This is a genomic window from Mycolicibacterium madagascariense (assembly GCF_010729665.1).
GTDB lineage: Bacteria > Actinomycetota > Actinomycetes > Mycobacteriales > Mycobacteriaceae > Mycobacterium > Mycobacterium madagascariense.
Map to the genome: position 1 here is coordinate 466,442 of NZ_AP022610.1, position 25,196 is coordinate 491,637.

Consider the following 25,196-nt stretch of genomic DNA (forward strand, 5'->3'; position numbering starts at 1 on the left):
GCAGAGGTATTGAGGACAGGTTCGCCCGGGGCGTCAGCCAGGCGAGCTAGCGCACGACCATTCGACGAACATCGCCAGCCGTGGCGATGAATCCGGGCAGCGCGTCCTGACTTTCGATGGGTTGCAGGGCAATGGTGTCGATCCCCGCGTCGCGGTAGGGCTGAAGCCCGGCCGCAATGTCCTCGGCACTCCCGCCGACGCCGAACTCCCCGCCGTCCGGCACCTCGAGCCGCGCTGCTTCCTCGGCGAGCAGCCGACCCGGATCGTCACCGGGCACGCACACCAAAAAGATCACCGTGGTGAACGGTCGGTCTCCGGCGGAGGCCCGACCCGAAGCAACGTGACCGATCGCCTCGCCGACCGTGGTGGTCGAGTAGCGGCTGTCGAGGATGACGCCATCGGCGATCTCGCCCGCCAGCTTCAGCGTCTTCGGGCCCGTGCCTCCGATGAGGATGGGCAGCCGCTGCTCCGGGGCAAACTCGAGCTGCACGTCGGTCAGAGTGACGTAGCGACCACGCACGGTGACGTTCTCCCCGGCCAGCAGCGCCTGCAGCGCCGTCACGTATTCGCGCAGCAGGGTCATCGGCGAGTCCACGGCCGAACCCGCCTGGCGCATCCAGCTCTGGACGCCGTGGCCGACCGCGATCTGCACCCGGCCCGGGAACGTCGCCTCCAGCGTGGCGAACTCCATGGCGGCGGCAGCGACGTTGCGCAACGGCGCTGGGACCAGACCGACGCCCACCCTGAGCCGCTCGGTCGCGGCCAGGGCAATGGCGACCTGAGCGATGCCGCCCTGCAGGAAGCAGTCCTCCCACAGCCATAGTTCGTCGACGCCGGCGGCTTCGGCCGCTAGGGCCGCCTCCCGCAGACCTTCGGGGCGATAGGTCGGGCGGTAGATGACGGCGAGTCGAGTCTGCATCCGCCCATCATGCGCGAAGACACCGCAGCGTGCGGCCTGCGGCCTGGGCCAACCGCTAGCTCGCGGCCTTGCGGAGCGCTTTCCTTCGTACGTCGTCGGGAAGAGCCTCCGCGACAAGGATTTCGGGGAGCAGCTCGGGCTCGAGCATGAGGGCCCGATAGACGAGCGCGATCGTGACCCCGTGGTCGGGGCGTTCGACGATGGTGATGTCGTCGCCACTGCGCACCGTCCCCGGGTGCAGCACCCGCAGGTAGGCGCCGGGGGAGCCGCCATGCGTGAAAGTCCTTATCCAGCCGCGTATTCCGAGCCGGGTAGCGAACGTCTTGCACGGTGTTCGCGGCCGTGTCACCTCGAGCAGCAGACCGTCATCGCCGACGCGCCAGCGTTCGCCGATGAGGGCACCGCTGACGTCGACGCCCGTGGTGGTGACGTTCTCGCCGAACAATCCGTTGGTGAGCTCGCGGTCGAGGCGGGTCTCCCACGCGTCGAGGTCCTCGCGCGCGTAGGCGTACACCGCCTGGTCGTCACCGCCGTGCAGCTTCTGATTGCCGATGACGTCACCCTCGAGCCCGCTGCCCAGTCCGCTGCGCATGGGGCCGGGCGCGCGGACGAGGACCGGTTCCTCCGTCGGTCGCTTGTCGATGCCCGTCTTTGGCCGCTGGTCGTCACCAGCGGTGTGCGTGCGGTTGACCGTCAACACCGATGCCACCCCACGAGGGTAGTGGGGGCGCGACGGGCGCGCCTGCCAGCGGGCACTCGGCGTAGGTTCTCTGTGTCATGCTCGGACTCCTCCTTCCCCTCCTGGGCTTCGCGTTCCTCGACTCGTTGAACGTGCTCAATCTGGGGGTGACGTCGGCGGTCGTCTACGACAGCAGGTTGAGCCGCAGGTCAGCGTTGCCCGGTGGCCTGAGCTTCGTGGCCGGCGTGTTCGTCGCCACCGCCACGTTCGGCATGCTGACCGTGCTGGGCATCGACTTCGTCACCGACCGGACCGAGCTCACGGTGACGCCCACCATCCGCTACTGGGGACAGCTGATCCTCGGCGTCGTCTTGGTCGCCGTGGCGAGCGTCTCCGGCTCGGCGCGACCCGCTGCACCCCCGTGGGCGCTGAATCTGACCCGCCGCAACCCGTGGCTGTTCGCCATCGTCGGCCTGGTGATCGGCGTCGGCCAGGCGGTCACGTCGGTGCCCTACCTGACGTCACTGACCATGGTCTCGGCGCGCAACCTGCCGCCGACGCTGTGGCCGATGATCGTCCTCGCCTACTGCGCCCTGGCGCTGGTGCCGTCGCTCACGGTGTTGGCGCTCTCGACGCAGCGGACGCTGAGGGCCAGGCGCATACAACGGGCCATCGTCAGGGTGACGACGCGCTACGGTCCGATCACCGTGCGAATCCTGTTCTGCGCCATTGGGATAGCACTGGTGGTCGACGCGCTGCTGCACTACCGGATGCTGTCGTGACCCACGCGGGCTACGGTGGCACCGATGATCCCGTCCGAGGAGTACCGAGAGTTCTTCGTCGCCATCGCCGGTGCGGCTGCGGCGTTGATCGGCCTGCTGTTCGTGGCCGTCTCCGTCTTCCCGGAGCGGGCGCGGCAGGCGCAGACCCAGGTGGCCTTCCACAACCGCGCGTCGGCGGCCCTGCTCGTCCTGACCAACGCGTTGGTGTTGTCGCTGGCGGCGCTGGTGCCCGGGACGACCCTCGGCTGGTGGGCCGTCTGGATGAGCGTCACCGTGCTGATGTTCGTCGCGGCCACCGTCCGGTCGCTGGTCGGCGGGCGGACCGAGCGCGGCGCCTCCCTCGGCGTCGTCGTCGCCCTGCTGCTGCTCGCCGGGTTCGAGGCATACGCAGGCATTCGCCTGGTCCGTTCGGACCCGACGGCGCTGTCGACGCTGTGCTACGTGCTGATCGGTGACCTGCTGGTCGGCATCAGCAGGGCATGGCAGCTCGTCGGCCTGCGGGACACCGGACTGCTCACGTCGCTGCGCATCCTGGCCGGCTTCGGGCCCGCCGACGCCAAGCCGGCCGACAACTGAGGCGGGCTACGCGGTGCCGTCGTCGATGCGCGGCATCTTCTCCGGCGACGCCGTGTCGAGCACCATCGCCGCGACGCGCGACCGGTGTTCCTCGGCGCTGCCGAGCAGGGCGGCGTCGACGGTGGCCCGCTTGAAGTACAGATGCGCCTGGTGTTCCCACGTGAAGCCGATGCCGCCGAGGGTCTGAATGGCGTCGGCGGCGATCCGGCTGAACGCCGCCGAACACGTCGCCTGCGCGATGCTGGCCGCCAGCGCCGGGTCGTCGGAGCCCTCCGACAGCGCCCACACGGCGTGATACGCCGTCGACCGCGCGTGTTCGAGGTCCACCATCATGTCCGCGAGTCGGTGCTTCACGGCCTGGAAGGAACCGATGGGCCTACCGAACTGCAGGCGGTCCTTCGCGTACTGCACCGCCACGTCGAGGATGTGCTGCGCGGCGCCGACCTGTTCGGTCGCGAGCAGTGCCGCGCCGACGTGCAGGGCGTGGCTGATCACGCGGGCGGCCTCGTCGGGTCCGGCGACCAGCCGTGCGGGCGCGTCGGACAGGCTGATCGTGGCCTGCGGCCTGGTCAGGTCGACCGTGCGCAGCGGCGTGCGCTCCACTCCTGCTGCCGCGGCGTCGACGACGAAGAGCCCCAAGCCATTTGGGCCCGCGGCGGCGACCAGGAGATCGTCGGCCGCCCCCGCATCGACCACCCACTCGACGGTGCCGCTCAGCGCCCAGTCCTCGCCGGCGGGCGTGGCCGTCACCGTGACCGTCGTGTCGAGATCACCCGCGCGGTCGCGCACGGCGAACGCCGCGGTGCGCCGACCCTCGACGAGTTCGGCGAGCACCTCGTCACGCACCGGACTCGACGAGGCGGCCACCAATGCAGGGATCGCGAGGTACACCGTGCCGAAGAACGGGCCGCACGCGAGCGCAGCGCCGAGCTCCTCGACCGCCACGGCCTGATCGACGAGGGTGCCGCCGACCCCGCCGTCGGCCTCGGGGACCGAAAGACCAAGCACGCCAAGCTCAGTGCCCAACCGCTGCCACGTCTTGGCGTCGAACGGCGGGTCGGACTCCATGAGCCGACGCACGGTCTGCTCGTCGAAGTTCTCTGCGCAGAAGCGGCGCACCGCGGCCAGCAGCTCCTGCTGTTCGTCGGTGAACATGAACTCGGCGCGCGGTTCGTCCGCCACAGTCTCCGCAAGCTTCTCAGCAATATTTTCGGGCTGATCCGCAAGCTTCTCAGCCACGCGGGACCTCCTTCCACGGCATGCCCGCATCGGCACGCAGATCACCGGGCAGGCCGAGCACCCGCTCGCCCAGAATGTTGCGCATCACGTCCGACGTTCCCCCTTCGATGGTGTTGGCGCGGCTGCGCAGATATCGCTGCTGGATCGAGCCGCGCCAGTCGGACTCCGCGCGGTCACCCTCCGGCGTGGCGTACTTGTGATATAGAATCGCCTCTGGCCCAAGGAGATCTATGCAGAACTGGTAGATGTGCTGGTTCAGTTCGGCGCCGACGAGCTTGCCGATCGACCCTTCGGGGCCCGGGCCACCGACCGTGGCCGAGACGCGCGACCGCTCCGACGTCAGACGCTGCGCCTCCGACCGCAGCCACAGCTGACTCAGCCGGTCGCGCAGGACCGGCGTCTGCCGTTCCGGCCGCGCCGCCCACAGCGAGACCGCCTCGGAGATCGTGCCCGCACCGCGGCGACTCCCGCTGCCGCCGAGGGCGCTGCGCTCGTTCATCAACGTCGTCATCGCGACGGCCCAGCCGTTGCCGACCCCGCCGAGCCGATGCGCGTCCGGAATGCGGGCGTCGGTGAAGTACACCTCGTTGAACTCCGCCTGTCCGGTGAGCTGACGCAGCGGGCGCGTCTGCACGCCGGGGGCATGCATGTCGATGACGAAGTAGGTGAGCCCCTTGTGCTTTGGGACGTCCGGGTTCGTGCGCGCCAGGAGCAGACCCCAGCGCGCGCGGTGGGCCAGGCTGGTCCAGACCTTCTGCCCGTTGATCACCCACTCGTCGCCGTCGGGCACGGCTGACGTCGCGAGACCGGCGAGGTCACTGCCCGCGCCCGGCTCGGAGAACAGCTGACACCAGATGTCCTCGGTGGTGGCCAGTGGACGCAACCACTGCCGCTTCACGTCCTCGGACTGCGCGTGCTCGCGGATCGTCGGGGCGGCCATGCCGTAGCCCATGGGGTTGAGTCCGAGCGGGACCGGCCCGCCGGCACCCTGCAGGACGCGATCTGCGACGGCCTGGTTGCCTCGCGAAACATTGAGTCCCCCAAGCCCTTCGGGGAAGTGCACCCAGGACAGCCCGGCGTCGTAGCAGGCGCCGAGGAACTCCTGGATGGGGACCGACTTCGGATCGTGGTCGGCCACGACCTCGCGCGCCAGTGCGGCCACTCGATCGGAATCAGCAACGTTGCTCATTCAGCCACGATAGGAGTCGACACCTGTCAACCGACACCGGGGGGCCCCTTGGGGTGAACGCGGGCGTCGAGCACACGGCCAACAGTTGAACGTTTCGCGCACGGCAGCGTCGAGCGGTCCTGAGCACCGCTGTGAGCGGTACGTTCGGCGCTGGCAATCCAAGGTCTGCCGACCGCGTTGACAGGAGTGACGAAGCCGTGCGTCTGACGGTATTCGGATTGGGTTATCTGGGTCTGACACACGCCGTGTGCATGGCCGAGCTCGGTCACGAAGTCCTCGGCGTCGAGGTCGACGAGGCGAAGGTGGCGCGGCTGCAGGCGGGCGACGTGCCGTTCTACGAACCCGGCCTCGCCGACCTGCTGACCAAGCACCTCGACACCGGTCTGCTGGTGATCTCGACGAGCTACCGGCAGGCCGCCGAGTGGGGCGACGTGTTCTTCATCGCCGTCGGCACCCCGCAGAAGAAGGGGGAGTCCGCGGCCGACCTCCGCTACGTCGAGGCCGTGGTGGACAACCTGGCGCCGCTGGTCGACCGCGACGTCCTCGTCCTTGGCAAGTCCACCGTCCCGGTGGGCACGTGCGCCAAGCTCGTCGAGCGCGTCCGGGCTCGATCCCAGGGCGCCGACATCGAGATCGCGTGGAACCCCGAGTTCCTCCGCGAGGGGTTCGCGATCGAGGACACGCTGCAGCCCGATCGCATCGTCCTGGGCCGGCGTCCGTCGGGTCGAGCGGAGGCGCTCACCCGCGAGCTCTACGCCGACATCCTGCGCCACGACACGCCTTTCATCCTCACCGATCCCGAGACGGCCGAGTTGGTGAAGGTGTCGGCCAACGCGTTCCTGGCCACCAAGATCTCGTTCATCAACGCGATCGCCGAGGTGTGCGAGGCCGTCGGCGCGGACGTCCGGGCCGTCGCCGACGCCATCGGGTACGACGCCCGCATCGGCCGCCGCTATCTGAACGCGGGCATCGGTTTCGGCGGTGGCTGCCTCCCCAAGGACATTCGGGCGTTCATGGCGCGCGCCGGCGAACTCGGGGCGTCGGAGGCGCTGACGTTCCTGCGCGAGGTCGACAACGTCAACATGCGGCGGCGCACCCGGATGGTCGACGTGGTGCGCGGCGCCTGTCACGGCTCGCTGCTCGGGGTCAACGTCGGCATCCTCGGGGCGGCGTTCAAGCCCGACTCCGACGACGTCCGGGATTCCCCCGCGCTCAACGTCGCCGGGCAGCTGCAACTCCAGGGTGCCTCGGTGACGGTGTACGACCCCAAGGCGATCGAGAACTCCAAGGCCATCTTTCCGACGCTGTCCTACGCGGCCTCGGCTGACGACGCGTGCGAGAACGCCGACGTGGTGATGGTGTTGACGGAGTGGCCGGAGTTCGTCCGCATCGACCCCGACGACCTGAGCGCGCTCGTCAGGACGAAGACGATCGTCGACGGTCGGCTGTGTCTGGACCGGCAGCGTTGGTCGGGCTGCGGGTGGACCTACCTGACCTGAGCCAGTCGTCGGGCCACCCCGGCGATGCCGTCCGCGACGGCCGTCCGGCCCAGCGTGGCGAAGAACCTGGGTAGAGATGGCGAGCCGTCCGTCGGAGACGACGACGGGCCCTCCTCGATGAGGCTCCGGTAGATGCCGAGGTAACGCTCGATGCTCGCGTCGTCCGACGTGTGGGTCACGGCGTGGCTGCGCACCCGGTCGCGGGACAGCGTCGCGACGTCGGCGACGGCCGCCGCCATCGCCGCGGTGTCGCCCGGCGCGACGACCCGGCCGACGTCGGGGGTGACCAGGTGGCGTATCGCGCCGCGGTCGAAGGCGATCACCGGGGTGCCGCACGACATGGCCTCGGCGACGACCAGACCGAAGGCCTCGTCCCAGCAGGGGGTGATCAACGCGGCGGCAGCCCCTCCGACGAGCTCCGCCAGTTGCGGCTGGCCGAGGTGCCCGACGTAGGTGACGTCACCGCCGAGGTGCGGGCGGACCTTGCGGCGGAAGTACCGTTCGTCGTAGATCGGCCCGGCCAGCCGTAGTGGCATGCCCGCCCGGCGGGCCGCGTCGATGGCGGCGTGCGGCCCCTTCTCCGGGGTGATGCGGCCGAACCACACGAGATGTGAACCGCCCGGGCCGGCCGGCCAATCACTCACGCGGACACCGCCATTCACCACCATGACGTCGTCGACGACGTCACGCCACAGCTCGGCGGCGGACTCGCTCACCGACGCGAAGCGGCTGCCCCGCCCGCCGCTGGCCCGGATCGCCGACTTCAGCCACAGCACCGGAGCCGTGTGCAGCGTCGTCAGCATCGGCACGCGCAGGCGCGCTGCCAGCAGGATGGGCCAGTAGTGGTAGGCGTGGTTGTGCACGACGTCGAATGAGGCTCCGCCGTCGTCGATCAGCGTTCGCATCAGTGCGAGGTAGTCGCGGTGATCGGGGACCGGGGCCTGCCACTGCGGACGGATCTTCGTGCCGATCGGGCGGACGTCGACGTCGAACGGCGCGTCCGCCGCGCCCAGGTCGGAGTGCGGAGCGGCGAACAGCGTCACGGAGTGCCCACGCGCGGCGAGCGCGCGGACGAGGTACCAGACGTAGGACTCCAGGCCCCCGGGAAAGGGCTGACGAATGGGAAATCGGTTGTGCGCGATGATCGCAATGCGCAGCGCGCGCGTCGGCACCCCGTCGGGCCCGCTGGCCCGGGTCAGCGGACCGGCGCCCATTCCCGACTGGTGGATCTGCGGAACAGGAACACCGACACGGAGTTGGAGAACCAACTCAGCAGCAGGCGGGGCCATCCCACGGCGTGCGCACGACGTCCGGTGTGCCACACCGTCAGGCGGTTGGTGAAGCGCGTCCGACCGATCTTCGACAGCCTGCGGAACAGGTCCATGTCCTCCGACGCCGCGAGCCGCTCGTCGAAACCCTCGACCTGCTTGAAGGCATGGGCGGTGATCATCATGAACTCCCCGCCCGAGCCACCGATGTGAAACACGTTGTTCTGCAACCCGAATTGCAGGCCGAGGGTGAAGAACACGTAGCGATCGAAGAACGTGCTCGCCTCGCGGAACACCCGGTAGCGGCAAGTCAGTCCCACCACGTCGGGACGACGTTCGAACTCGTCGAAGGCGGTCGCGAAGAAGGCGTCGACGTCGTCGATCACGACGTCGGCGTCGACGAACACGATGAAGTCACCGCTGGCGAGCGCCGCACCCATGTTCCTGGCCATGCCGATGGTCTGCCTGGCCGCACCGTCGTAGACGACCACCTCGTCGGCGTAGCGGCGGCAGACCTCGATGGTGCCGTCGGTGCTGTTGCCGTCGGAGACGATGATCTGGTGCCGACCGGAATACCCGGCCAGGCACTGCAGAGTTCTCTCGATGGTCTGTATCTCGTTGAGCGTCGGGACGACGAACGAAATCGTCGACACGGTGTTCAACCCCATGGCACTACCCCCTATGCATTCCGAGACGCCCCCCAGGCGAATCCGCTACAGCAACCCTGCTGCAGCACCGCGTCATGGAATCAGCCGTTGATGAACTGCCGCTGCTCATTTGCTGTCAAATTGCTTGCGGGCGGGTTTTCGCGCCGTGTACGACCGCATTGCCCGAGGCTTCGAGCTGCGGCAAATAGGGGTGAGGTGAATGGTGGGTGAATTGCTGGTACTTCGACGCTCGGCGAGCGAAAGGCAAACGGCGGGCCGTACATCGGGGGCGGCGCCGTCGGCCGTGAATCGACCCCGGAGCGATTTTGCCGAAATCGCGCGCGCCGGTCGACGCGCGGTCAGCTCCTAGTCCCCGACGTTGCCCGATTCGGCGGCATTGCGGTAGCCACGCGCGGCGATCGGCCCGAAGACCGCACCCAGGACGACCACCCACGCCAGCGTCAGCAGCAATGGTTTGGTGACGTCACCCGAGCCGGTCGACAGCGCACGCATGGCCGCGACCATCGGCGCGATCGGTTGATACTGCGCCAGGGGCCGTACCGCGGCCGGGAGGGCGTGGACCGGAGCCGTGCACGCCAGCGCGAGCCCCATGGTGGCCGTACTCAGCCAGGGGAGCACCGTCTTGCCGCTGGACGACAGGCCCATCGTGATGACGACGGTGGCGAAGGACACCACCAGGAGCACGGGGATGAACAGGTAGACCAGCAGCGCCAGGACGTTGCCCTCGAACCGGAAGCCCAGCGCGACGCCGGTGCCGGTGATGACGGCCGTCGCGGCCAACGTCCGAAGGCCCTCCGCGAGCAGGGTTCCGGTGAGCGCACTGGCCCGGTGGACGGGCATCATCCACATGCGGGTGAGCAGCCCGGTGTTGCGGTCATAGGGCATGGCCATGCCGGCCCCGAGTGCGCCGGACATCCCGCCGGCGACGGCGCACACCGGGATCAACAGGTCGAGGCTGGTGCTGCCGGTCAGCCTCACCATCGACTTGCCGATCAGCAGGCTGTAGACGACCAGCAGCAGCGCGGGAAAGAGCACCGCCTGCATCGGCACCATGGGGTAGCGACGCCACTGCAGGAACAGTCGCGTCGCGAAGACCCAGCTCTCGCCGAGTATCGAATGCCGTTGGGCCGGTGAGGTCTTCATTCCCGACGCCCCTGCAGGCGGATGGCCGCGGTGCCGCACACCGCGAGCAGTGCGACGCACCAGCCCAGGCTGGTGGCGAGGTTGGCGGCGTCGACGTGGCCACTGGTGAAGCCGCGCAGGGTCTCGGTGATCTGCGAGATGGGTTGGTAGCGCACGAAGGGATGCAGCCAGCCGGGGAACGAGTCCAGCGGCGCCATCCCCGTCGACAGCAGCACGAGTAGCAACTGCGGGACCAGCAGCAGCTGACTGGCCACCTCCGTGCGGCCGGCCTTGGCGCCGGTCGCGTCGGCGCCCAGCGACAGTGCCAGCGTCAGCGTCAGCGACAGCACGACGAACGCTGCGGCGTAACCGATTCCGGTGGTGAAGCGGAAGCCGAGCAGATAGGCGCCGACGACGGAGGCGACGAGGGCCAGCGTGCCGCGGATGGCCGAATAGGACATCCGCGCACTGAGCCCGGCGTACGGCGAGATCGGCAGGGTGCGCAGGCGCAGGCTCATGCCGCTGGCCTTCTCGAAGGCGGCCCGGTCGGTGGTGGTGAGGGCGCCGAAGAGCATCGCCTGCACGACGACGGCGGGCAGCACGTACTGCGAATAGCTCATCTGGCCGGTGGCGATCACGTTTCGCAGCAGGAGCGTGAACCCGACGAGCCCGATGAGGGGGGCCACGATGGCGAAGACCAGGTCCAGTCGACTGCTCACCAGGATGCGGCCCGTCAGCAGGGCGATGGCGTTCACGTGCGGGTGGCCGGCGAGGTGAGGTGCAGGAACACCTCGTCGAGGGAGGGCCTCCGCAGGGAGATGTCGATGAGCGGGACGCCGAGGCCCTCGACGCGGCGGAAGACGTCCGACAGCGTCGCGACGCCGAGCGGGGCGGGCACGGCGACCGTCATCGCGTCGGTGTCGACCTCGACCTCCTCGAAGTCGGCCAGCGCGGCGGCGATGCGCCGCAGGTCCTCGGGGTTGACGGCCGTCAGCTGGCAGTAGCCCACCCCGGTCTGGCTCTTGAGCTCGTCGGACGTCCCGCTCGCCACGATCTGGCCCGCGTTGAGGATGACGATCGAGTCGCTCAGGATGTCGGCCTCCTCGAGGTACTGGGTCGTCAGCAGCACCGTGATGTCCTGGGCGGACAGCGACGAGACCAGCTCCCACACGTCGCGGCGGCTGCGGGGGTCGAGGCCGGTGGTCGGCTCGTCGAGGAACAGCACCTTGGGGGTCACCACCAGCGATACGGCGATGTCGATGCGGCGACGCATCCCGCCCGAGTAGCCGCTCACCTGGCGATCGGCGGCGTGGCCCATGTCGAACTGGGCGATCAGCTCCTCGGCGCGGGCTCGCGCCTGACTGTGCCGCAGCCCGCGCAACCGTCCGAAGAACACCAGGTTCTCCCGACCCGTCAACCGCACGTCGAGCGCGGCGTCCTGACCCGTGACGCCGATGCTCGCGCGCACCCTGCCCGGTTGGTCGGTGACGTCGTACCCCGCGACGATGGCGCGGCCCGACGTGGGCCGGACGAGGGTCGACAGGATGTTCACGGTCGTCGTCTTACCGGCGCCGTTGTGTCCGAGCAACGCGCAGACCGAGCCCGTCGGCACGCTGAAGCTCACGTCCCGAAGTGCAGGAACCCCGCCGCCGAACGTCTTGGCAACATTGATGAGCTCGATCACGGGCTCTTACGATACCGCGGGCCACGCGTTTTCGACCCTCCCGAGATCGACGCAGCGATCGCCCTCCCGGCCAACTAGAACGTGTTACATTTCTGCCGCCGCGGACCCTCGAGGAGCCGATGAACAAGACCCGGTCACTGGCGATCGTCACCGTCGCCTACGTCGTCGCGCTCGGCGTCGCGGCCGCATGGCTGACACTCGGCCCGAGCACGGGGCGGCCGTGGCTCGACGCGCTGATCGCCGACGGGCTCGCGACGCTCGTCGTGTTCGGCTTCAGCCGCGGCTTCCACAACTCCAGCTTCTACGACGCCTACTGGAGCGTGGTCCCGCCGCTGCTGCTCTGCTACTGGTGGAGTCAGGCACCCCCCGGCGTCGACCGGTTGCGCTGCTGGCTCGTCGCGATCGTCGTCGTGCTGTGGGCGATCCGCCTGACCGCCAACTGGGTCTACGCCTTCCCCGGGCTGCACCACGAGGACTGGCGCTATCCCAAGCTCAAGGCGCAGGCCGGACGGTTCGAACCCGTCGCGGACCTGTTCGCCATCCACCTCATCCCGACGTGCCAGGTGTTCCTCGGCATGGTGCCCGTGTACGTCGCGGTGACCCGACCGGGCGCCGGCCTCGCGTGGCTGAGCTGGGTGGCCTTCGTCATCGGATTGGCCGCGGTGGCACTGGAATTGGTCGCCGACGTGCAGATGCACCGGTTCGTCGCCGACCGCGCACCCGGTGCGGCGATGGACCGGGGACTGTGGAGCTGGTCGCGGCACCCGAACTACTTCGGCGAGTTCAGCTTCTGGTTCGCCATGGCGCTGTTCGGCATTGCGGCCGCCCCCGCGGACTGGTGGTGGCTCATCATCGGGGCCGTCGCGATGCTGGCGATGTTCCTCGGCGCGAGCATCCCCATGATGGAGGAACGCAGCCTCGAGCGGCGGCCTGCCTACCAGGACGTCGTCGACCGGGTGTCGCGGTTCGTGCCGCGGCCGCCCAAGAGGACCGCCCTGCCGTGATGCGCGTCGTGGTGGCCGGGCTGGGTGACAGCGGCATCCTGACCGCGATGCGGCTGGCCCGCCACGCGGACGTCGTCGGCATCTCGAGCAAGACCGCCCTCGTCAGCGGCCAGGAGCTCGGCATCCGGCTGAGCCGGCCCGACGACTGGGCGCGGGACTACTGGATCGCGCTGGACCGGTTCCGCGGTCTGGATCGCGTGCGCACCGTCCACGGCGTGCTGCGCGGCGTCGACCTCGAGGCGCGCTCGGTCACGGTCGAGCACGCCGACGGGACGACCGGCGCGCAGCCCTACGACGCGCTGGTCATCGCGACCGGGGTCGCCAACGGATTCTGGCGCAGGCCGACGCTGCAGTCGCAGGACGACGTGGCGGCCGACCTGCGGGCCGCCAACGACCGACTGGCCGGCGCCGACTCGGTGATCGTCGTGGGAGGCGGCGCGGCCGCCGTCAGCAGCGCCGCCAACCTGGCCGCCACCTGGCCCGGCAAGCGCATCGACCTGTACTACCCCGGCGAGCGCCCGCTGCCCGCGCACCATCCCAGGACCTGGACCCGAATCAGGGAGCGGCTCAACGGACTTGGCGTTGGCCTGCACGGCGGGCACCGCGCGGTCGTGCCCGACGGGTTCGGCTGCGACGAGATCGGCACCGGGCCCGTGCAGTGGAGCACCGGGCAGCCGCCGGCGGGCGCGGACGCCGTGCTGTGGGCGATCGGTCGGGTCACCCCCAACACCGACTGGTTGCCGCCGGACGTGCTCGACGACCACGGATTCGTCCGCGTGACACCCGAACTGCGGGTGCCCGGCCACCCCGGTGTGTACGCCGTCGGTGACGTCGCGGCGACCGACCCGCTGCGCAGCTCGGCCCGCAACCGCGGGGACGGCCTCGTCGCGCACAACGTCCTGGCCGAGTTCGACGGCAAGCCGCTGCGAAGCTACCGCCCGCCGGCGCGGCGGTGGGGTTCGGTGCTGGGCCCGCAGCGCGACGGCTTGGAAGTGTTCGCCCCCAACGGTTCTGCCTTTCGGTTCCCCGCCTGGTCGATCGAGCGGGTGCTGCTGCCGCTCATCGTCCGCCGGGGCATCTACCGCGGCGTGCGGGGCTGATTTCTCCCCGCGAGCAGACGCAAAGGGCCCTTGATTGGCGCAATTGAGGGCCCTTTGCGTCTGCTCGCGAGGGGGAGCGCGGCGCTAGGACATCCGGAGGCAGACCAGGATGCCGTCGCCGGTGGGGAGTTCGACCGAGAAGTAGCCGTTGTCGGGGTCGGCGAGGTAGGCCCGCAACGGGCCGTGGACGTCGGAGCCCCAGTCCCGATGAACGTCGTCGACGATGATCAACGACCCCGTGCGCAAACGTGATTCGAGCAGCTGCAGCACGGGCAGCGCGAGTTCGGGCCACCCGTCGAGCAGCAGGAGGTCGATCGCGTCCGGTGCGTCCGACAGCGTCTGGAGCGCATCGCCGACCCGCAGCTCGATCAGGTCCGCCACGCCCGCTTCGTCGAAATTGCGTTGTGCGGCAACGGCTTTGTCGGTCTGTAGCTCGGTGCCGACGACCATGCCACCGCCGTTGTCGCGGACGGCGCTGGCCAGGTAGATGGTCGAGACGCCGAACGACGTGCCGTATTCGACCGCCGTCCGCGCGCCGGCCGCCCTGGCCAGGAGGTACAGCAGCTCACCCGTGCTCGACGACACGGACATGTAGACGTCGCGAAAGACCTCGGCCCGCTGCGAGGCGTCGAGGTGCGCCGGGTAGCCGTCGAGGCCGGTGGCGGCGATGGCCTTCGGGTCGTGTCGCTCCTCGGTGGTCAGTAGTCGTTGCAGCACAACGGAAACCGGTTCGGTGTGCAGTGTCGAGTTCATGGTCTCTACCCTTCTGGTTCGGTGATGACACCAACGTATGATCGACGTCGATTACCGTCCAGTGCATCGTTGGTAAGGAATGGTTATCCAGAATGGAATCCGCGATCGACCTCAACCTCTACGTGGCGCTCGACGCTCTGCTCGGTGAGGGCAGCGTCACGGGCGCCGCGCAGCGGCTGCACACCTCGGCCCCCGCGATGAGCCGCACCCTGGCTCGTCTGCGTCGGCTGCTCGACGATCCGATCCTCGTACGCGCCGGTCGCACCATGGTGCCGACGCCGCGGGCACTCGACATGCAGGACAGGGTCCGCGACTTCGTCGATCAGGGCCGTCGACTGCTCGAACCGGTGGAGCGCTCGGACCCGGCCGTGCTGCGGCGGACGTTCTCGGTGCAACTCGGCGACCTGCTCTCCAGCACCATCGGTTCTCGGCTGGTCACGCGGGTGCGCGGCGAGGCGCCGGGAGTGACGTTGCGGTTCGTCGGCGACAGCCACGAGGACACCGAGGGCCTGCGCGACGGCACGGTCGACCTGGAGATCGGCCAGATGCGCAGGACGCTTCCCGAGACCCACATCGAGGCACTGCTGTCGGATCGGATGGTCGGCGTGGTGCGCAAGGGGCATCGGCTGGCGCGCGGGCGCGTCACGCTGCGGCGCTTCGCCGACGCCGAGCACGTCGTCTCGTCGCGCCGCGGCCGGCTCACCGGTCCGATCGACGATCTGCTCGCCGAACACGGTCTGCAGCGTCGGGTCGTCGTGTGCACGCCAAGCGTGGCGAGTTCGCTGCAGCTGATCCAGCACAGCGACCTGGTCGGCATCCTCCCCGAGGTCGTCGGCGCGGACGCCATCGCCGACCGGGGTCTGCACGCCTTCCCCATCCCGCTGGAGCTGCCCGCGCTGGAGCTGAGCATGTCGTGGCACCCGCGATACGACGCCGACGGTGCCCAACGCTGGCTGCGCCAATGCGTCCGCGACGCCTTCGCCGCGAGGTAGCGGCTACCAGGTGTCGACGAACCGGCGCCGGGGCGTGTCGTGCGGATGTGCCGCTGCCGCAGCCAGCGTCGAGGCGATCAGCGCGCGGGTGTCGGCCGGATCGATGACGTCGTCGATCTCGAACAGGGCTGCGGCGTTGAGCGCCTTCGCGTTCTCCTGCGCGGCGGCGGTCGCCTCCCGCACGCGTTGCTCGCGCGCGTCGTCGTCGGCGATGGCCTCGAGCTCCTTGCGCATGCCGAGCCGGACCGCGCCTTCGAGGCCCATCGGCCCGAGGTGGGCGCCAGGCCAGGCCACCGTCAGCAGCGGCTCGTGCAGGCTGCCGCCGCACATCGCTTGCGCGCCAAGGCCGTAACCGCGTCGCAGGATCACCGCGACGAGCGGGGTGCGCAGGGCGGCACCGGCGATCAACAGTCGCGATCCCCGCCGCACCAGTGCCTCGGCCTCCGCGGCCGGGCCGACCATGTAGCCGGGGCAGTCGACGAGCGACACGACGGGCAGGCCGTAGGCGTCGCAGAGTTGCAGCAGGCGGGCCGCCTTGTCGGCCGCGTTCGCGGTGATCGCACCCGCCATGACGCGGGTGTTGTTGGCGAGCACGCCCACCGGTCGGCCGTCGATGCGCGCCAGTGCGGTCACCAGCTCCGGCGCGAACCGCTCCCGCAGGAACGTCACCGACCCCTCGTCGGCGAGGGTCTCGATGATCGGGCCGACGTGGTAGGCGCGTCGGGCGCGTTCGGGAACCATTGTGCGCAAGGCACTTTGGTCGGCGACGGTGCCGGGGGTACTCGGCCCGCGGAAGTACCCGAGCAGTTGCTTCGCCACCGCGACGGCCGCGGTCTCGTCGGGCACCACGACGTCGACGACGCCGTTGGGCGCCTGCACCGAGATCGGGCCGACGTCGTCGGGTGCGACCTCGCCGAGCCCGCCACCGGCGATCATCGCGGGCCCACCCATCCCGATGGTGGCGTCTTCGGTGGCGACGATCAGATCCGAGCAACCGGCGATCACGGCGTTGCCCGCGAAGCACCGACCCTTGACCACCGCGATTCGTGGCACCACCCCGGACAGCGCCGCCCACAGCGCGAACGCGGGCACGTCGAGCGACGAGACCACCGGATAGTCGGTGTCGCCGGGCCGGCCGCCACCGCCCTGGCGAAGAACACCGTCGGCAGCCGTGAGCGTTCGATGACGTCGAACAGCCTGTCCTTCTTGCGGTGCCCGAGCGCGCCCTGTGTCCCCGCGAGGACCGTGTAGTCGTAGGACAGCACCGCGCACGGGCTGCCGTCGACGCGCGCCGTGCCCGCGACCAGCCCGTCGGCGGGGGTCCTGGCGATCAGGTCCTCGACGTCGCGCCGCATGCGCTGGGCGGCGATCGCATACCGGCCGTATTCGACGAACGACCCGTCGTCGACCAGGTCGGCGACGTTCTCGCGGGCCGTGCGACCGCCGGCGGCATGCCTGCGCGCCACGGCGTCGGGCCGGGCCGCGTCCTCGGTCAGCGCCCGCCGGCGCAGCAGTTCGACGAGGTCGTCCCGCAACGGTTCGTCAGTCGGCATCTCGCCCCTTCGGCAATGGCGTCGGCGCGGTCACGTGGTGGCTCGAGACCCGACCGCCTCCACATTCAACCCGGGACCCTGCCCGCCGAGGCGCGACGGGGCCGAGATCTCCCCGGCGAGCAGCCGCAAAGGTGCGCGACACGCCGCGCGTCGGGGCAGGTTTGCGGCTGCTCGCGGGGGGAGAGCCTGTGACAGCGGTGTAAACAAGTCCCTCGCTCCTTGAGTTCGGATAGTTTCATTTGGCAATGTGCTAGCTGAAACCATCGGACGGAGCTACCGTGCCTGCGCCCACCAATGCCGAACATTTCGCTCTCGGAGACTTCACCCTGCAGAACGGGATCACCCTGCGCGACGCCACGCTCGCCTACACGACGTACGGAACGCTGAACGACGACAAGTCCAACGTCATCGTCTACCCCACCTGGTATTCGGGGTGGCACACCGACAACGAATGGTTGATCGGCACCGACAAGGCGCTGAATCCCGAGCGGTGGTTCATCGTGGTGCCCAACATGCTCGGCAACGGACTGTCGTCATCACCGTCGAATACGCCTGCGCCCCATGACCGTTCGCGCTTTCCCCACGTGAGCTTCTACGATCAGGTCGAGGCGCAGTATCGGCTCGTCACCGAACGGTTCGGCATATCGACGATCGCGCTCGTCACCGGATGGTCGATGGGCGCGGGGCAGACCTATCAGTGGGCGGTCAGCCACCCCGAGATGGTCGAGCGGGCCGCCCCGTTCTGCGGTTCCAGCATCACCTCACCGCACAACAAGGTCTTCCTCGAATCGCTCGAGTTCGCCATGAAGGCCGACGCGGTCTGGGCCGACGGCGACTACTCCGCAGATGCACTGCCGATCAAGGGTCTGCGTGCCTTCGCCCGGGTGTACTCGGGGTGGGGTTATTCGCAGGCCTTCTACTGGGACGAGGAGTGGCGCAAGCTCGGCTACACGTCGTTCGACGACTTCCTGTGCGGGTTCTGGGAGGGGTTCTTCCGCGACGGCCGCGATCCGAACAACCTCCTCGCGATGCTGCGCACCTGGCACACCGGAAACGTGGGGAATACGCCGGGTTTCGGGGGTGACGTCGAGAAGGCGCTGGCGTCGATCAGGTGCCCCCTGCTGGCGATGCCCGCCGAGAAGGATCTGTACTTCCCGCCCGAGGACGAGCAGTGGGCGAGTCAGTTCATCGAGCACGGCGAAGTCCGTGTCATACCCGGGATTTGGGGCCATTTCGCCGGCGGCGGCGCCAACGCCGTCGACACGGCGTTCATCGACGCCGGGATCCGGGAACTGCTCGCCAAGCCCGGGGCATCCGAATTACGTTGACGATGTTCGGTTTTCGCGTGCCCCCGCGGCGAGCGCACACTGCGCCCGTGACGATGCGCGCGGGCGCTCACCGGGATAGGGTTCGCACGGAATATTTCCAAACGGCAACGATGAGTCGCCGTCGATCGTCTGGAGGACGTCATGCCCGAACTGCTGTTCCCACTGGATTCGACGAAGAAGTTCACCGAGCAGCAGATCATCGGGCACAACCGTTGGCACCCGGACATTCCGGCGGCGGTCACCGTCAAGCCCGGGGACACGTTTCGCGCGCACTGCCGTGAGTGGTTCGACGGAGCCATCCACAACGACGACTCCGCCGAGGACATCCTCAACGCTCCGCTCAAGGGCGTCCACGTGCTGTCGGGCCCGTTCGCGATCGAGGGGGCCGAGCCGGGGGATCTGCTGATCGTCGACATCCTCGACGTCGGTCCCATCCCGCAGGAGGATTCGGGCCCGCTGGCCGGACAGGGCTGGGGATACACGGGCATCTTCGCCAAGCGCAACGGTGGCGGTTTCCTCACCGAGCAGTTCCCCGATGCCTACAAGGCGATTTGGGACTTCGCCGGCCAGACCACGACGTCCCGGCACGTGCCGCACGTCAAGTACACCGGCATCGTCCACCCCGGGTTGATGGGCACCGCTCCGTCGGCAGAGCTGCTCGCGAAGTGGAACGCCCGCGAGGGCGCGCTGATCGCGACCGATCCCGACCGGGTGCCGCCGCTGGCGCTGCCGCCGGAACCGGACGACGCGATCCTGGGAACGCTGAGCGGGGAGGCCTTCACGCGCGTGGCCGCCGAGGCGGCTCGCACCGCACCGCCCCGGGAGAACGGCGGCAACCAGGACATCAAGAACCTGACCAAGGGCTCGCGGGTCTTCTATCCGGTGTTCGTGCCCGGGGCGAACCTGTCGTTCGGGGACCTGCACTTCTCCCAGGGCGACGGCGAGATCACCTTCTGCGGGGCGATCGAGATGGGCGGATTCATGGATCTGCACGTCGACCTCATCAAGGGCGGCATGGCGACCTACAACGTCCACGAGAACGCGATCTTCATGCCGGGCAACACCGATCCGCTGTACTCGGAGTGGATCGCGTTCTCGGGCACGTCGGTGACCCTGGACGGCGAACAGAAGTATCTCGACTCTGACCTCGCGTACCAACGCGCATGCCTGCATGCCATCGACTACCTCACCACCTTCGGCTACAGCCCCGAGCAGGCCTACCTGCTGCTGGGATCCGCCCCCATCGAAGGCCGCCTGTCCGGTGTGGTGGACATTCCGAATTCCTGTGCGACGGTCTACATCCCGACGGCGATCTTCGACTTCCCGGTCGCTCCGTCCGCAGCGGGACCGCAGCGGATCGACCCCGGCATGGGCGCACCGCACGCCAGTTTCTGACCTTCTGTAAAGGGCTCGTGTCCGGCACGTAACGTTCCATTTGAAGAATTGCCGAATGGAAATATCACGCTAGGGTTGGCTGCTGCCAGCATGTTTCAGGCCCACAGCCCCCGGCCGCTCGTCGTCGACCGTGCCGGGAGGCCTGACCCTCTGCGGGTGCTGCGTTCACACTCACCGACAGGAAGATCACTCATGAGTTCCTCCGAGCAACCCGTGGGCGAGGTCCAGGTCCATCCCCAGCCCGCGCCACCCGGTTCCGGCCCCTGGGCCCGGTTCGTCACGTGGGCCGGTCAAGACACGATCGAGGACTACTCGCTGCGCTACGCGCCGAAGTCCTTTCGAAAGTGGTCCCCGATGGCATGTGCGATCACCGCCCTCGGCGGGATCGCCTATCTCGCCGACTATTCGATCGGTGCGTCGATCGCCGTCTCGCACGGTTCGGCGAGTGCGGTGGTGGCGATCATCGTCGCCGCGGTCACGATCTTCCTGACCGGCATCCCGATCGCCTACTACGCCGCGAAGTACAACATCGACATGGACTTGCTCACGCGCGGAGCGGGTTTCGGCTACTTCGGCTCCACCCTGACCAGTCTGATCTACGCCAGTTTCTGCTTCATCTTCTTCGCCCTCGAGGGCTCGATCATGGCGCAGGCGATGAAGCTGGCCCTGCACATCCCGCTGGCACTGGGATACGTCCTCGGCTCGCTGATCATCATTCCGCTCGTGCTCTACGGGATGACCGCGCTGGCCAAGTTCCAGGTGTGGACCCAGCCCCTGTGGCTCGTCCTGTTCGTCGCGCCCATCGTCTTCATCGCCACGGCAGATCCCAAGGGCTTCAACGGGTTCCTCACCTGGGCGGGCGACGGTGGCACCGAACGGGTGACCGCGATCGGCGTCGGCGCCGGAGCTGGCGTGGCACTGTCGCTGATCGCCCAGATCGGCGAGCAGGTCGACTATCTGCGCTTCATGCCCGAGAAGTCCGAGACGCCGCCGTGGCGCTGGTGGAGTGCGGTGCTCGCGGCGGGGCCGGGCTGGGTGATTCTGGGAGCGGCCAAGCAGATCTGCGGTGCGTTCCTCGCGTTCTACGTCGCAGGCAAGGTGGGTTTCACCGCGGCCACCGAACCGATCCAGCAGTTCCTCGGTGGATTCGGGTCGGTATTGCACAACGACACGGTGGCGTTGGCGGTGGCCACCATCATGGTGCTGCTGTCGCAGGTGAAGATCAACGTCACCAACGCCTACTCGGGCTCGCTGTCGTGGTCGAACTTCTTCAGCCGCGTGCTGCACATCCACCCGGGCCGGGTGGTGTGGCTGGGCCTGCACATCGCGATCGCGCTGGCGCTGATGCTCGGCAACATGTTCGCGGTCCTCAACACCATCCTCGGCTTCTACTCGAACGTGGCGATCGCCTGGATCGGCGCCATCGTCGCCGACCTCGTCATCAACAAGCCGCTGCTGAAGTTGAGCCCGTCCTACGTCGAGTTCAAGCGGGCGTACCTCTACAGCATCAACCCCGTCGGCTTCGTGTCGATGATGGTCGGCTCGTTCTTCTCGATCCTGGCCTTCTACAACGTGTTCGGTGACTTCATGGCGGCCTGGTCGCCGTACCTGGCGTTGGCGTTGGCGTTCTTCCTCTCGCCGGTGATCTGCATTCTGACCAAGGGGAAGTACTACCTGGTCCGTCCGAACCCCATCCGCGAGGAGATCGAGAAGGAACCGCTCTGGGCGGGCCAGACGCTGCTCGACATCGTCGACCAGAAGCGCTACGAGCTGCCCGACATGGTGCACGACTGCCCGTTCCACGGCGGCACCATCTCGTCGCTGACGTGCACCCTCACCAAGTGTCACGACCTCTGCAAGACGAGCGCCTACATCGATTCGGTGACCACGGCGACGCTGCGCAACGCCGCGGAGCCACAGCCGACGACCTGATCAAACCCGAATGCCCACGACCGCAATTGGCTTGCGGCCGTGGGCATTCGGATGTCGAGGTCAGCCGACGCGGTCGTCGGCCTTGAGCCGATCCAGCAGGTTCAGCACCGCGGGGATCACCTCGTCGGCGTCCGCGCTGAGATCTTCCCGCAGTGAGCTCAGGGCGCGGCGCTGGCTGGCGTAGAGCTGGCTGCCGCGGCGGGTCGGGGCGACGAGGACGTGCCTGCGGTCGACGTCTCCGACCTTGCGCAGCACCAGATTGGCATCGATCATCGCGTCGATGAGGCGGGTCAGACTTGGACCCGTGAGTTGAGTTGCGCTCTGCAGGGACGCCATTGGCAGCGGCTCGCCACCGTCCAGCGCCGCGAGGACATGCCACTGCGCGACGGGGATACCGTCGAGGTGGCCGCCGATGCGCTTGTCGAGCAGGGTCGATACCGTGCGCAGTGTGCGCGACAGCTCCTCCAGCGCGTCAGCGGTGTCGATGCTAGAGTCTGCTACCACCCCCGCAGTTTACAGCCAATTCCTATATTTCCCTCCGAGAACTGCGATTCGACGAGATTGGCTGGTGGCCTCCGAGGTCGGGTGATCCGATGTGAGCGTCGTGATGCCGCGAGATGGACGATGGGGCCGGGACACGGTCGACGTCGCGCTGGTGGTCCCGTTGAGTGGCCCCGCGGGCATGTTCGGGCCCTCGTGCGAGGCGTGCGCCGAGCTCGCCGTCGAACACCTCAATGCCCGCGGCGGCATCCTGGGCCGGCGGGTTCGGCTGCATCCGGTCGACGCGGGGGCCGCGCTACCCGTGCTGGCCGACGAGGTCGACCGACTGGTCAGCAGCGGGGCGGTCGACGGTGTCGTCGGTTGGCATCTGTCCAACGCGCGCAACGCGATCACGCCGAGGACGGCCGGCCGCGTCCCCTACGTCTACACCACCTTCTACGAGGGCGGCGAGAGCAACGACGGTGTCTTCATGGTGGGGGAGACTCCCGAGCAGCAGTTGTTCCCCGCGCTGCGCTGGCTCCGCCAGGTGCGCGGCATCCGGCGGTGGTGCGTGGTGGGCAACGACTACGTGTGGCCGAGGATGACCGCGCGGGCGATGCGGGAGTTCATCGCGAACACCGACCTCGACTACGTCGGGGAGACGTTCCTTCCCCTGGGCGGCCGCGACTTTCGGGCCGCGCTGCGACAAATCCACGCCTCCACCGCACAGGGCGTGCTGGTGCTGATGGTCGGCGCGGACAACGCCGCCTTCAACCGCGCCTTCGCCCGCGCGCGCCTGGACGAGAGCAGGCTGAGACTGTCGATGATGATCGGCGAGGACGTCCTGTTCGCCAGCGGTAGTACGGCCACGCACGACTTGTACACGGCGAGTGGCTATTTCGAGAGCGTGGTGTCGCCGGACTCGATGAGCTTCGGCGCCGAGTACCAGCGACGGTTCGGGGCCACCGCGCCGTCGCTCAACAACATCGGCGAGTCCTGCTATGAAGGCCTACTACTGTTCGCGTCGTTGGCCGAGGCCGCCCGCAGCCTGGACCTGCGCGACATCCGAGCCTCCTCGCACGGGGTGACCTATCAGGGACCGCGCGGCGAGGTGCACGTCGAGGGCGCCCACACGACGCAACCCGTATTCCTGGCTGGCACCGACGATCTGGACTTCAGCGTGCTGACCCAGTTGGACGGCGACGGTTAGCCGTACAGCTCCTCGAACTTCTTGATCGACCGCTCGATGTCGCCCTTGACGGCGCGCGAGGCCGCCATGCCGATGGGGCCGAACAGCGGTGCCCCGCCCAGGTCGATCTTGAGCGTGAACGTCGAACCCTTGGGCGCCGGCTTGACGGTCATCTTCAAGGCGTATCTGGTGCCGCCGACGCCCTCGCCGGTGATGCCGATCAGCCGCGGCGGGTCGAGCTCTTCGACGGTCCAGGTGACGCGGTTGCGCATGCCCTTGGCGCCTGCGACGCCCACGATCGTGGTGCCGACCGCCAGCTCGTCGGGCAGGTCGCTGCGCCAGCCCTGATGCATCGTCAGCCAGTCGCCGAGCGAGGAAAGATCGGAGACGTGCGACCACGCCTCCTCCGGGCTGACGGACAGCGTGCGTGACAACTCGACCTTGGCCATGGGCTCAGGCTATCCGGCGGTCGTTCGCGGGAACGCCGCGGCGATGCCGTCGAGCACCGCGGGGTAGCGCTTCGCCTCCCGATGCCCGCCGGGCTTGCCGCTGCTGACGACGCCGACGGCGATGTCGCGCTCCGGGTCGGCCCACACCGCGATGTCGACCAGGCCGGTGTGGCCGAACGCGGCGGGCGCATTCAACCCGAACGGCCCAAATCGCTTGGAGCCCAACATGTAACCGGTACCCCAGCGCAACGGCATCAATCCCATCGCGATGTCCGGTCGCAACCGCCGCGCCTGCGTGGTGGCCGCGCGCAGCGTCGCCGGCTGCATGATGCGCACGCCGTCGAGTTCGCCTCCGCGGCGCCACATCTCGGCGAAGCGGGACAGTTCGTTGGCCGTCGACACGGTGCTCGACGACGGCACCACGCTGGTGAGGAACTGCGGGGTGTTGGTGAACGGGATGATCTGCTGCGTCGTCCCGCCGACCGCCAGCTTGAAGGCCGCGGCGATCGGCGCGGGGAGCGGTTTGCCCGTTGCATGGCTGGGCGCCACCAGCGGAACGTCCTCCGGGCTGACGCCGTAATTGGTCCAGCGAAAGCCGAGGGGTTTCAGGATCTCGTCGGCCAGCACGTCGCGAATGTTCTTGCCGGTGGCCGCCGAGACGATCTCCCGCGTGAGCGGACCCCACGTCAATGCGTGATACATGTGCACGAGGCCCGGCGGGTAGATCGTCCGCAGGTTGCCGAGCATCTCGCGGGCATACTCGCTGTCGTCCATCCGCCGCAGGTCGGGCTTGGGCCCCGTCGCGAAGGGGACGCCCGCGCTGTGGGTCAACACGTGCCGGATCGTCGTGCGGTCCTTGCGATGGCTGGTGTACGTCGGCAGGTACGTGCACACACGGTCGTCGAGCGACAGCACGCCGCGTTCGGCGAGCAGGTGGAAGACGGTGGTCGTCATCGCCTTCGCCGCGGAGTACACGCAGAACGGGGTCTGCGTCGTGACCGGGATCTTCTCGGCGTCGGGCGGATCGTCGGGACCGTTGCCCCAGCCGTGTCCGATCGCCCGGTCGAGGACGACGGTGCCGCGATGGCGGACGCACACCTGGATCGCGGGATGCATGCCCGCCGCGTACCAGTGCCGGGTGGCGCGCCAGATGCGGTCGATCGCCGAGGCGTCGACGCCGGAGTGGTCCTCGTCGCCGAACGACGTGACCGCATCGAGGTCGGCGGGGACGCGGATTCTGCCGTCCGGGGTCATGGGAGAGACCCTACTCGTGGCCGTGCCGCCCGACGGTCTCCGCGGGCGGTCTCCGCGGGCGATGCCGCCGTCGCGGGCGTCAACGAATGATGACGATCGTCAACGAATGATGACGCCCAAAAATCCGACATGACTCCCAGAC

Annotated in this window: 23 protein-coding genes and 1 pseudogene; 10 read left to right on the forward strand and 14 right to left on the reverse strand. The window is 68.7% G+C overall.

Going from position 1 to position 25,196, the window contains the following annotated elements; genetic code table 11:
* Nucleotides 1-46: 46 nt before the first annotated feature.
* Both G6N60_RS02165 and G6N60_RS02170 read right to left on the reverse strand, forming a co-directional pair.
* Nucleotides 47-919, reverse strand: a complete 873-nt coding sequence (locus tag G6N60_RS02165) for an LLM class flavin-dependent oxidoreductase (RefSeq protein ID WP_163731907.1) — start codon at nucleotides 917-919, stop codon at nucleotides 47-49.
* Nucleotides 920-974: 55 nt separating this feature from the next.
* Nucleotides 975-1,628: an MOSC domain-containing protein gene (locus G6N60_RS02170; protein WP_163731910.1), complete on the reverse strand. Its 654-nt coding sequence runs from the start codon at nucleotides 1,626-1,628 to the stop codon at nucleotides 975-977.
* A gap of 68 nt (nucleotides 1,629-1,696) precedes the next feature.
* Here G6N60_RS02170 and G6N60_RS02175 point away from each other — a divergent pair, with 68 nt between their 5' ends.
* Entirely contained in the window at nucleotides 1,697-2,380 is a 684-nt protein-coding gene (locus tag G6N60_RS02175; protein ID WP_163731913.1) for a GAP family protein, read from the forward strand.
* A 24-nt stretch (nucleotides 2,381-2,404) separates the two neighbouring features.
* Nucleotides 2,405-2,956: a hypothetical protein gene (locus G6N60_RS02180; RefSeq protein WP_163731918.1), complete on the forward strand. Its 552-nt coding sequence runs from the start codon at nucleotides 2,405-2,407 to the stop codon at nucleotides 2,954-2,956.
* A 6-nt stretch (nucleotides 2,957-2,962) separates the two neighbouring features.
* On the opposite strand, the gene G6N60_RS02185 is transcribed toward G6N60_RS02180, so the two are convergent.
* Both G6N60_RS02185 and G6N60_RS02190 read right to left on the reverse strand, forming a co-directional pair.
* The gene (locus G6N60_RS02185; RefSeq protein WP_246240216.1) at nucleotides 2,963-4,195 is read right to left on the reverse strand and encodes an acyl-CoA dehydrogenase family protein; all 1,233 of its coding nucleotides are present in this window, start codon (nucleotides 4,193-4,195) and stop codon (nucleotides 2,963-2,965) included.
* The gene (locus G6N60_RS02190; protein ID WP_163731921.1) at nucleotides 4,188-5,384 is read right to left on the reverse strand and encodes an acyl-CoA dehydrogenase family protein; all 1,197 of its coding nucleotides are present in this window, start codon (nucleotides 5,382-5,384) and stop codon (nucleotides 4,188-4,190) included. The genes G6N60_RS02185 and G6N60_RS02190 overlap by 8 nt, the downstream gene beginning before the upstream one ends.
* A gap of 197 nt (nucleotides 5,385-5,581) precedes the next feature.
* Between G6N60_RS02190 and G6N60_RS02195 the strand changes: the two genes are divergently transcribed.
* Entirely contained in the window at nucleotides 5,582-6,883 is a 1,302-nt protein-coding gene (locus tag G6N60_RS02195; RefSeq protein WP_163731924.1) for a UDP-glucose dehydrogenase family protein, read from the forward strand.
* Here the strand turns inward: G6N60_RS02195 and G6N60_RS02200 are convergent.
* The 5 genes from G6N60_RS02200 to G6N60_RS02220 form a co-directional block, all read right to left on the reverse strand.
* Nucleotides 6,871-8,097: a glycosyltransferase gene (locus tag G6N60_RS02200; RefSeq protein WP_163731927.1), complete on the reverse strand. Its 1,227-nt coding sequence runs from the start codon at nucleotides 8,095-8,097 to the stop codon at nucleotides 6,871-6,873. The two genes, G6N60_RS02195 and G6N60_RS02200, sit on opposite strands and share 13 nt — an antisense overlap.
* The gene (locus G6N60_RS02205; protein ID WP_163731931.1) at nucleotides 8,079-8,819 is read right to left on the reverse strand and encodes a glycosyltransferase; all 741 of its coding nucleotides are present in this window, start codon (nucleotides 8,817-8,819) and stop codon (nucleotides 8,079-8,081) included. The genes G6N60_RS02200 and G6N60_RS02205 overlap by 19 nt, the downstream gene beginning before the upstream one ends.
* Before the next feature lie 345 nt (nucleotides 8,820-9,164).
* Nucleotides 9,165-9,962, reverse strand: coding sequence for an ABC transporter permease (locus G6N60_RS02210; protein WP_163731934.1), 798 nt, complete (start codon nucleotides 9,960-9,962; stop codon nucleotides 9,165-9,167).
* Nucleotides 9,959-10,696, reverse strand: a complete 738-nt coding sequence (locus G6N60_RS02215) for an ABC transporter permease (protein WP_163731937.1) — start codon at nucleotides 10,694-10,696, stop codon at nucleotides 9,959-9,961. Before G6N60_RS02215 ends, G6N60_RS02210 begins: the two co-directional genes overlap by 4 nt.
* Nucleotides 10,693-11,625, reverse strand: a complete 933-nt coding sequence (locus tag G6N60_RS02220) for an efflux ABC transporter ATPase subunit, DrrA-related (protein ID WP_163731940.1) — start codon at nucleotides 11,623-11,625, stop codon at nucleotides 10,693-10,695. The genes G6N60_RS02215 and G6N60_RS02220 overlap by 4 nt, the downstream gene beginning before the upstream one ends.
* 119 nt (nucleotides 11,626-11,744) lie before the next feature.
* Between G6N60_RS02220 and G6N60_RS02225 the strand changes: the two genes are divergently transcribed.
* The gene (locus tag G6N60_RS02225; protein ID WP_163731943.1) at nucleotides 11,745-12,629 is read left to right on the forward strand and encodes a DUF1295 domain-containing protein; all 885 of its coding nucleotides are present in this window, start codon (nucleotides 11,745-11,747) and stop codon (nucleotides 12,627-12,629) included.
* On the forward strand, nucleotides 12,629-13,729 hold the full coding sequence (locus G6N60_RS02230; protein WP_163743311.1) for an FAD-dependent oxidoreductase: 1,101 nt from the start codon (nucleotides 12,629-12,631) through the stop codon (nucleotides 13,727-13,729). The genes G6N60_RS02225 and G6N60_RS02230 overlap by 1 nt, the downstream gene beginning before the upstream one ends.
* A gap of 84 nt (nucleotides 13,730-13,813) precedes the next feature.
* Here G6N60_RS02230 and G6N60_RS02235 read toward each other — a convergent pair whose 3' ends face one another.
* Nucleotides 13,814-14,482, reverse strand: coding sequence for an O-methyltransferase (locus G6N60_RS02235; protein WP_163731946.1), 669 nt, complete (start codon nucleotides 14,480-14,482; stop codon nucleotides 13,814-13,816).
* A 92-nt stretch (nucleotides 14,483-14,574) separates the two neighbouring features.
* Here G6N60_RS02235 and G6N60_RS02240 point away from each other — a divergent pair, with 92 nt between their 5' ends.
* Entirely contained in the window at nucleotides 14,575-15,474 is a 900-nt protein-coding gene (locus tag G6N60_RS02240; protein WP_163731949.1) for a LysR family transcriptional regulator, read from the forward strand.
* A gap of 3 nt (nucleotides 15,475-15,477) precedes the next feature.
* On the opposite strand, the pseudogene G6N60_RS02245 reads toward G6N60_RS02240, so the two are convergent.
* Nucleotides 15,478-17,027, reverse strand: a pseudogene (locus tag G6N60_RS02245) (acyl-CoA carboxylase subunit beta).
* A 278-nt stretch (nucleotides 17,028-17,305) separates the two neighbouring features.
* On the opposite strand from G6N60_RS02245, the gene G6N60_RS02250 reads away from it, so the two are divergent.
* From G6N60_RS02250 to G6N60_RS02260, 3 genes are all read left to right on the forward strand, one after another.
* Nucleotides 17,306-18,355, forward strand: coding sequence for an alpha/beta fold hydrolase (locus G6N60_RS02250; protein WP_163731951.1), 1,050 nt, complete (start codon nucleotides 17,306-17,308; stop codon nucleotides 18,353-18,355).
* 141 nt (nucleotides 18,356-18,496) lie between these two features.
* Nucleotides 18,497-19,750, forward strand: a complete 1,254-nt coding sequence (gene fmdA, locus G6N60_RS02255; RefSeq protein WP_163731956.1) for a formamidase — start codon at nucleotides 18,497-18,499, stop codon at nucleotides 19,748-19,750.
* A 192-nt stretch (nucleotides 19,751-19,942) separates the two neighbouring features.
* Entirely contained in the window at nucleotides 19,943-21,682 is a 1,740-nt protein-coding gene (locus tag G6N60_RS02260; RefSeq protein WP_163731959.1) for a purine-cytosine permease family protein, read from the forward strand.
* 60 nt (nucleotides 21,683-21,742) lie between these two features.
* Here the strand turns inward: G6N60_RS02260 and G6N60_RS02265 are convergent, their stop codons facing one another.
* The gene (locus G6N60_RS02265) at nucleotides 21,743-22,186 is read right to left on the reverse strand and encodes a MarR family winged helix-turn-helix transcriptional regulator (protein WP_163731962.1); all 444 of its coding nucleotides are present in this window, start codon (nucleotides 22,184-22,186) and stop codon (nucleotides 21,743-21,745) included.
* Between the two features lie 103 nt (nucleotides 22,187-22,289).
* Between G6N60_RS02265 and G6N60_RS02270 the strand changes: the two genes are divergently transcribed.
* The gene (locus tag G6N60_RS02270) at nucleotides 22,290-23,372 is read left to right on the forward strand and encodes a substrate-binding domain-containing protein (RefSeq protein ID WP_163743313.1); all 1,083 of its coding nucleotides are present in this window, start codon (nucleotides 22,290-22,292) and stop codon (nucleotides 23,370-23,372) included.
* On the opposite strand, the gene G6N60_RS02275 is transcribed toward G6N60_RS02270, so the two are convergent.
* Entirely contained in the window at nucleotides 23,369-23,800 is a 432-nt protein-coding gene (locus G6N60_RS02275) for a type II toxin-antitoxin system Rv0910 family toxin (RefSeq protein ID WP_163731965.1), read from the reverse strand. The two genes, G6N60_RS02270 and G6N60_RS02275, sit on opposite strands and share 4 nt — an antisense overlap.
* A gap of 9 nt (nucleotides 23,801-23,809) precedes the next feature.
* The gene (gene lipE, locus G6N60_RS02280; RefSeq protein WP_163731968.1) at nucleotides 23,810-25,054 is read right to left on the reverse strand and encodes a lipase LipE; all 1,245 of its coding nucleotides are present in this window, start codon (nucleotides 25,052-25,054) and stop codon (nucleotides 23,810-23,812) included.
* Between the last annotated feature and the right edge of the window lie 142 nt (nucleotides 25,055-25,196).

Bases quoted from the DNA above. Each gene is read 5' to 3' on its own strand.
- G6N60_RS02205 (WP_163731931.1), bottom strand. From the start codon at position 8,819: ATGGGGTTGAACACCGTGTCGACGATTTCGTTCGTCGTCCCGACGCTC.
- G6N60_RS02210 (WP_163731934.1), bottom strand. From the start codon at position 9,962: ATGAAGACCTCACCGGCCCAACGGCATTCGATACTCGGCGAGAGCTGG.
- G6N60_RS02165 (WP_163731907.1), bottom strand. From the start codon at position 919: ATGCAGACTCGACTCGCCGTCATCTACCGCCCGACCTATCGCCCCGAA.
- G6N60_RS02230 (WP_163743311.1), top strand. From the start codon at position 12,629: ATGCGCGTCGTGGTGGCCGGGCTGGGTGACAGCGGCATCCTGACCGCG.
- G6N60_RS02225 (WP_163731943.1), top strand. From the start codon at position 11,745: ATGAACAAGACCCGGTCACTGGCGATCGTCACCGTCGCCTACGTCGTC.
- lipE (WP_163731968.1), bottom strand. From the start codon at position 25,054: ATGACCCCGGACGGCAGAATCCGCGTCCCCGCCGACCTCGATGCGGTC.
- G6N60_RS02275 (WP_163731965.1), bottom strand. From the start codon at position 23,800: ATGGCCAAGGTCGAGTTGTCACGCACGCTGTCCGTCAGCCCGGAGGAG.
- G6N60_RS02260 (WP_163731959.1), top strand. From the start codon at position 19,943: ATGAGTTCCTCCGAGCAACCCGTGGGCGAGGTCCAGGTCCATCCCCAG.
- G6N60_RS02235 (WP_163731946.1), bottom strand. From the start codon at position 14,482: ATGAACTCGACACTGCACACCGAACCGGTTTCCGTTGTGCTGCAACGA.
- G6N60_RS02240 (WP_163731949.1), top strand. From the start codon at position 14,575: ATGGAATCCGCGATCGACCTCAACCTCTACGTGGCGCTCGACGCTCTG.
- G6N60_RS02175 (WP_163731913.1), top strand. From the start codon at position 1,697: ATGCTCGGACTCCTCCTTCCCCTCCTGGGCTTCGCGTTCCTCGACTCG.
- G6N60_RS02270 (WP_163743313.1), top strand. From the start codon at position 22,290: ATGCCGCGAGATGGACGATGGGGCCGGGACACGGTCGACGTCGCGCTG.
- fmdA (WP_163731956.1), top strand. From the start codon at position 18,497: ATGCCCGAACTGCTGTTCCCACTGGATTCGACGAAGAAGTTCACCGAG.
- G6N60_RS02180 (WP_163731918.1), top strand. From the start codon at position 2,405: ATGATCCCGTCCGAGGAGTACCGAGAGTTCTTCGTCGCCATCGCCGGT.
- G6N60_RS02190 (WP_163731921.1), bottom strand. From the start codon at position 5,384: ATGAGCAACGTTGCTGATTCCGATCGAGTGGCCGCACTGGCGCGCGAG.
- G6N60_RS02200 (WP_163731927.1), bottom strand. From the start codon at position 8,097: ATGGGCGCCGGTCCGCTGACCCGGGCCAGCGGGCCCGACGGGGTGCCG.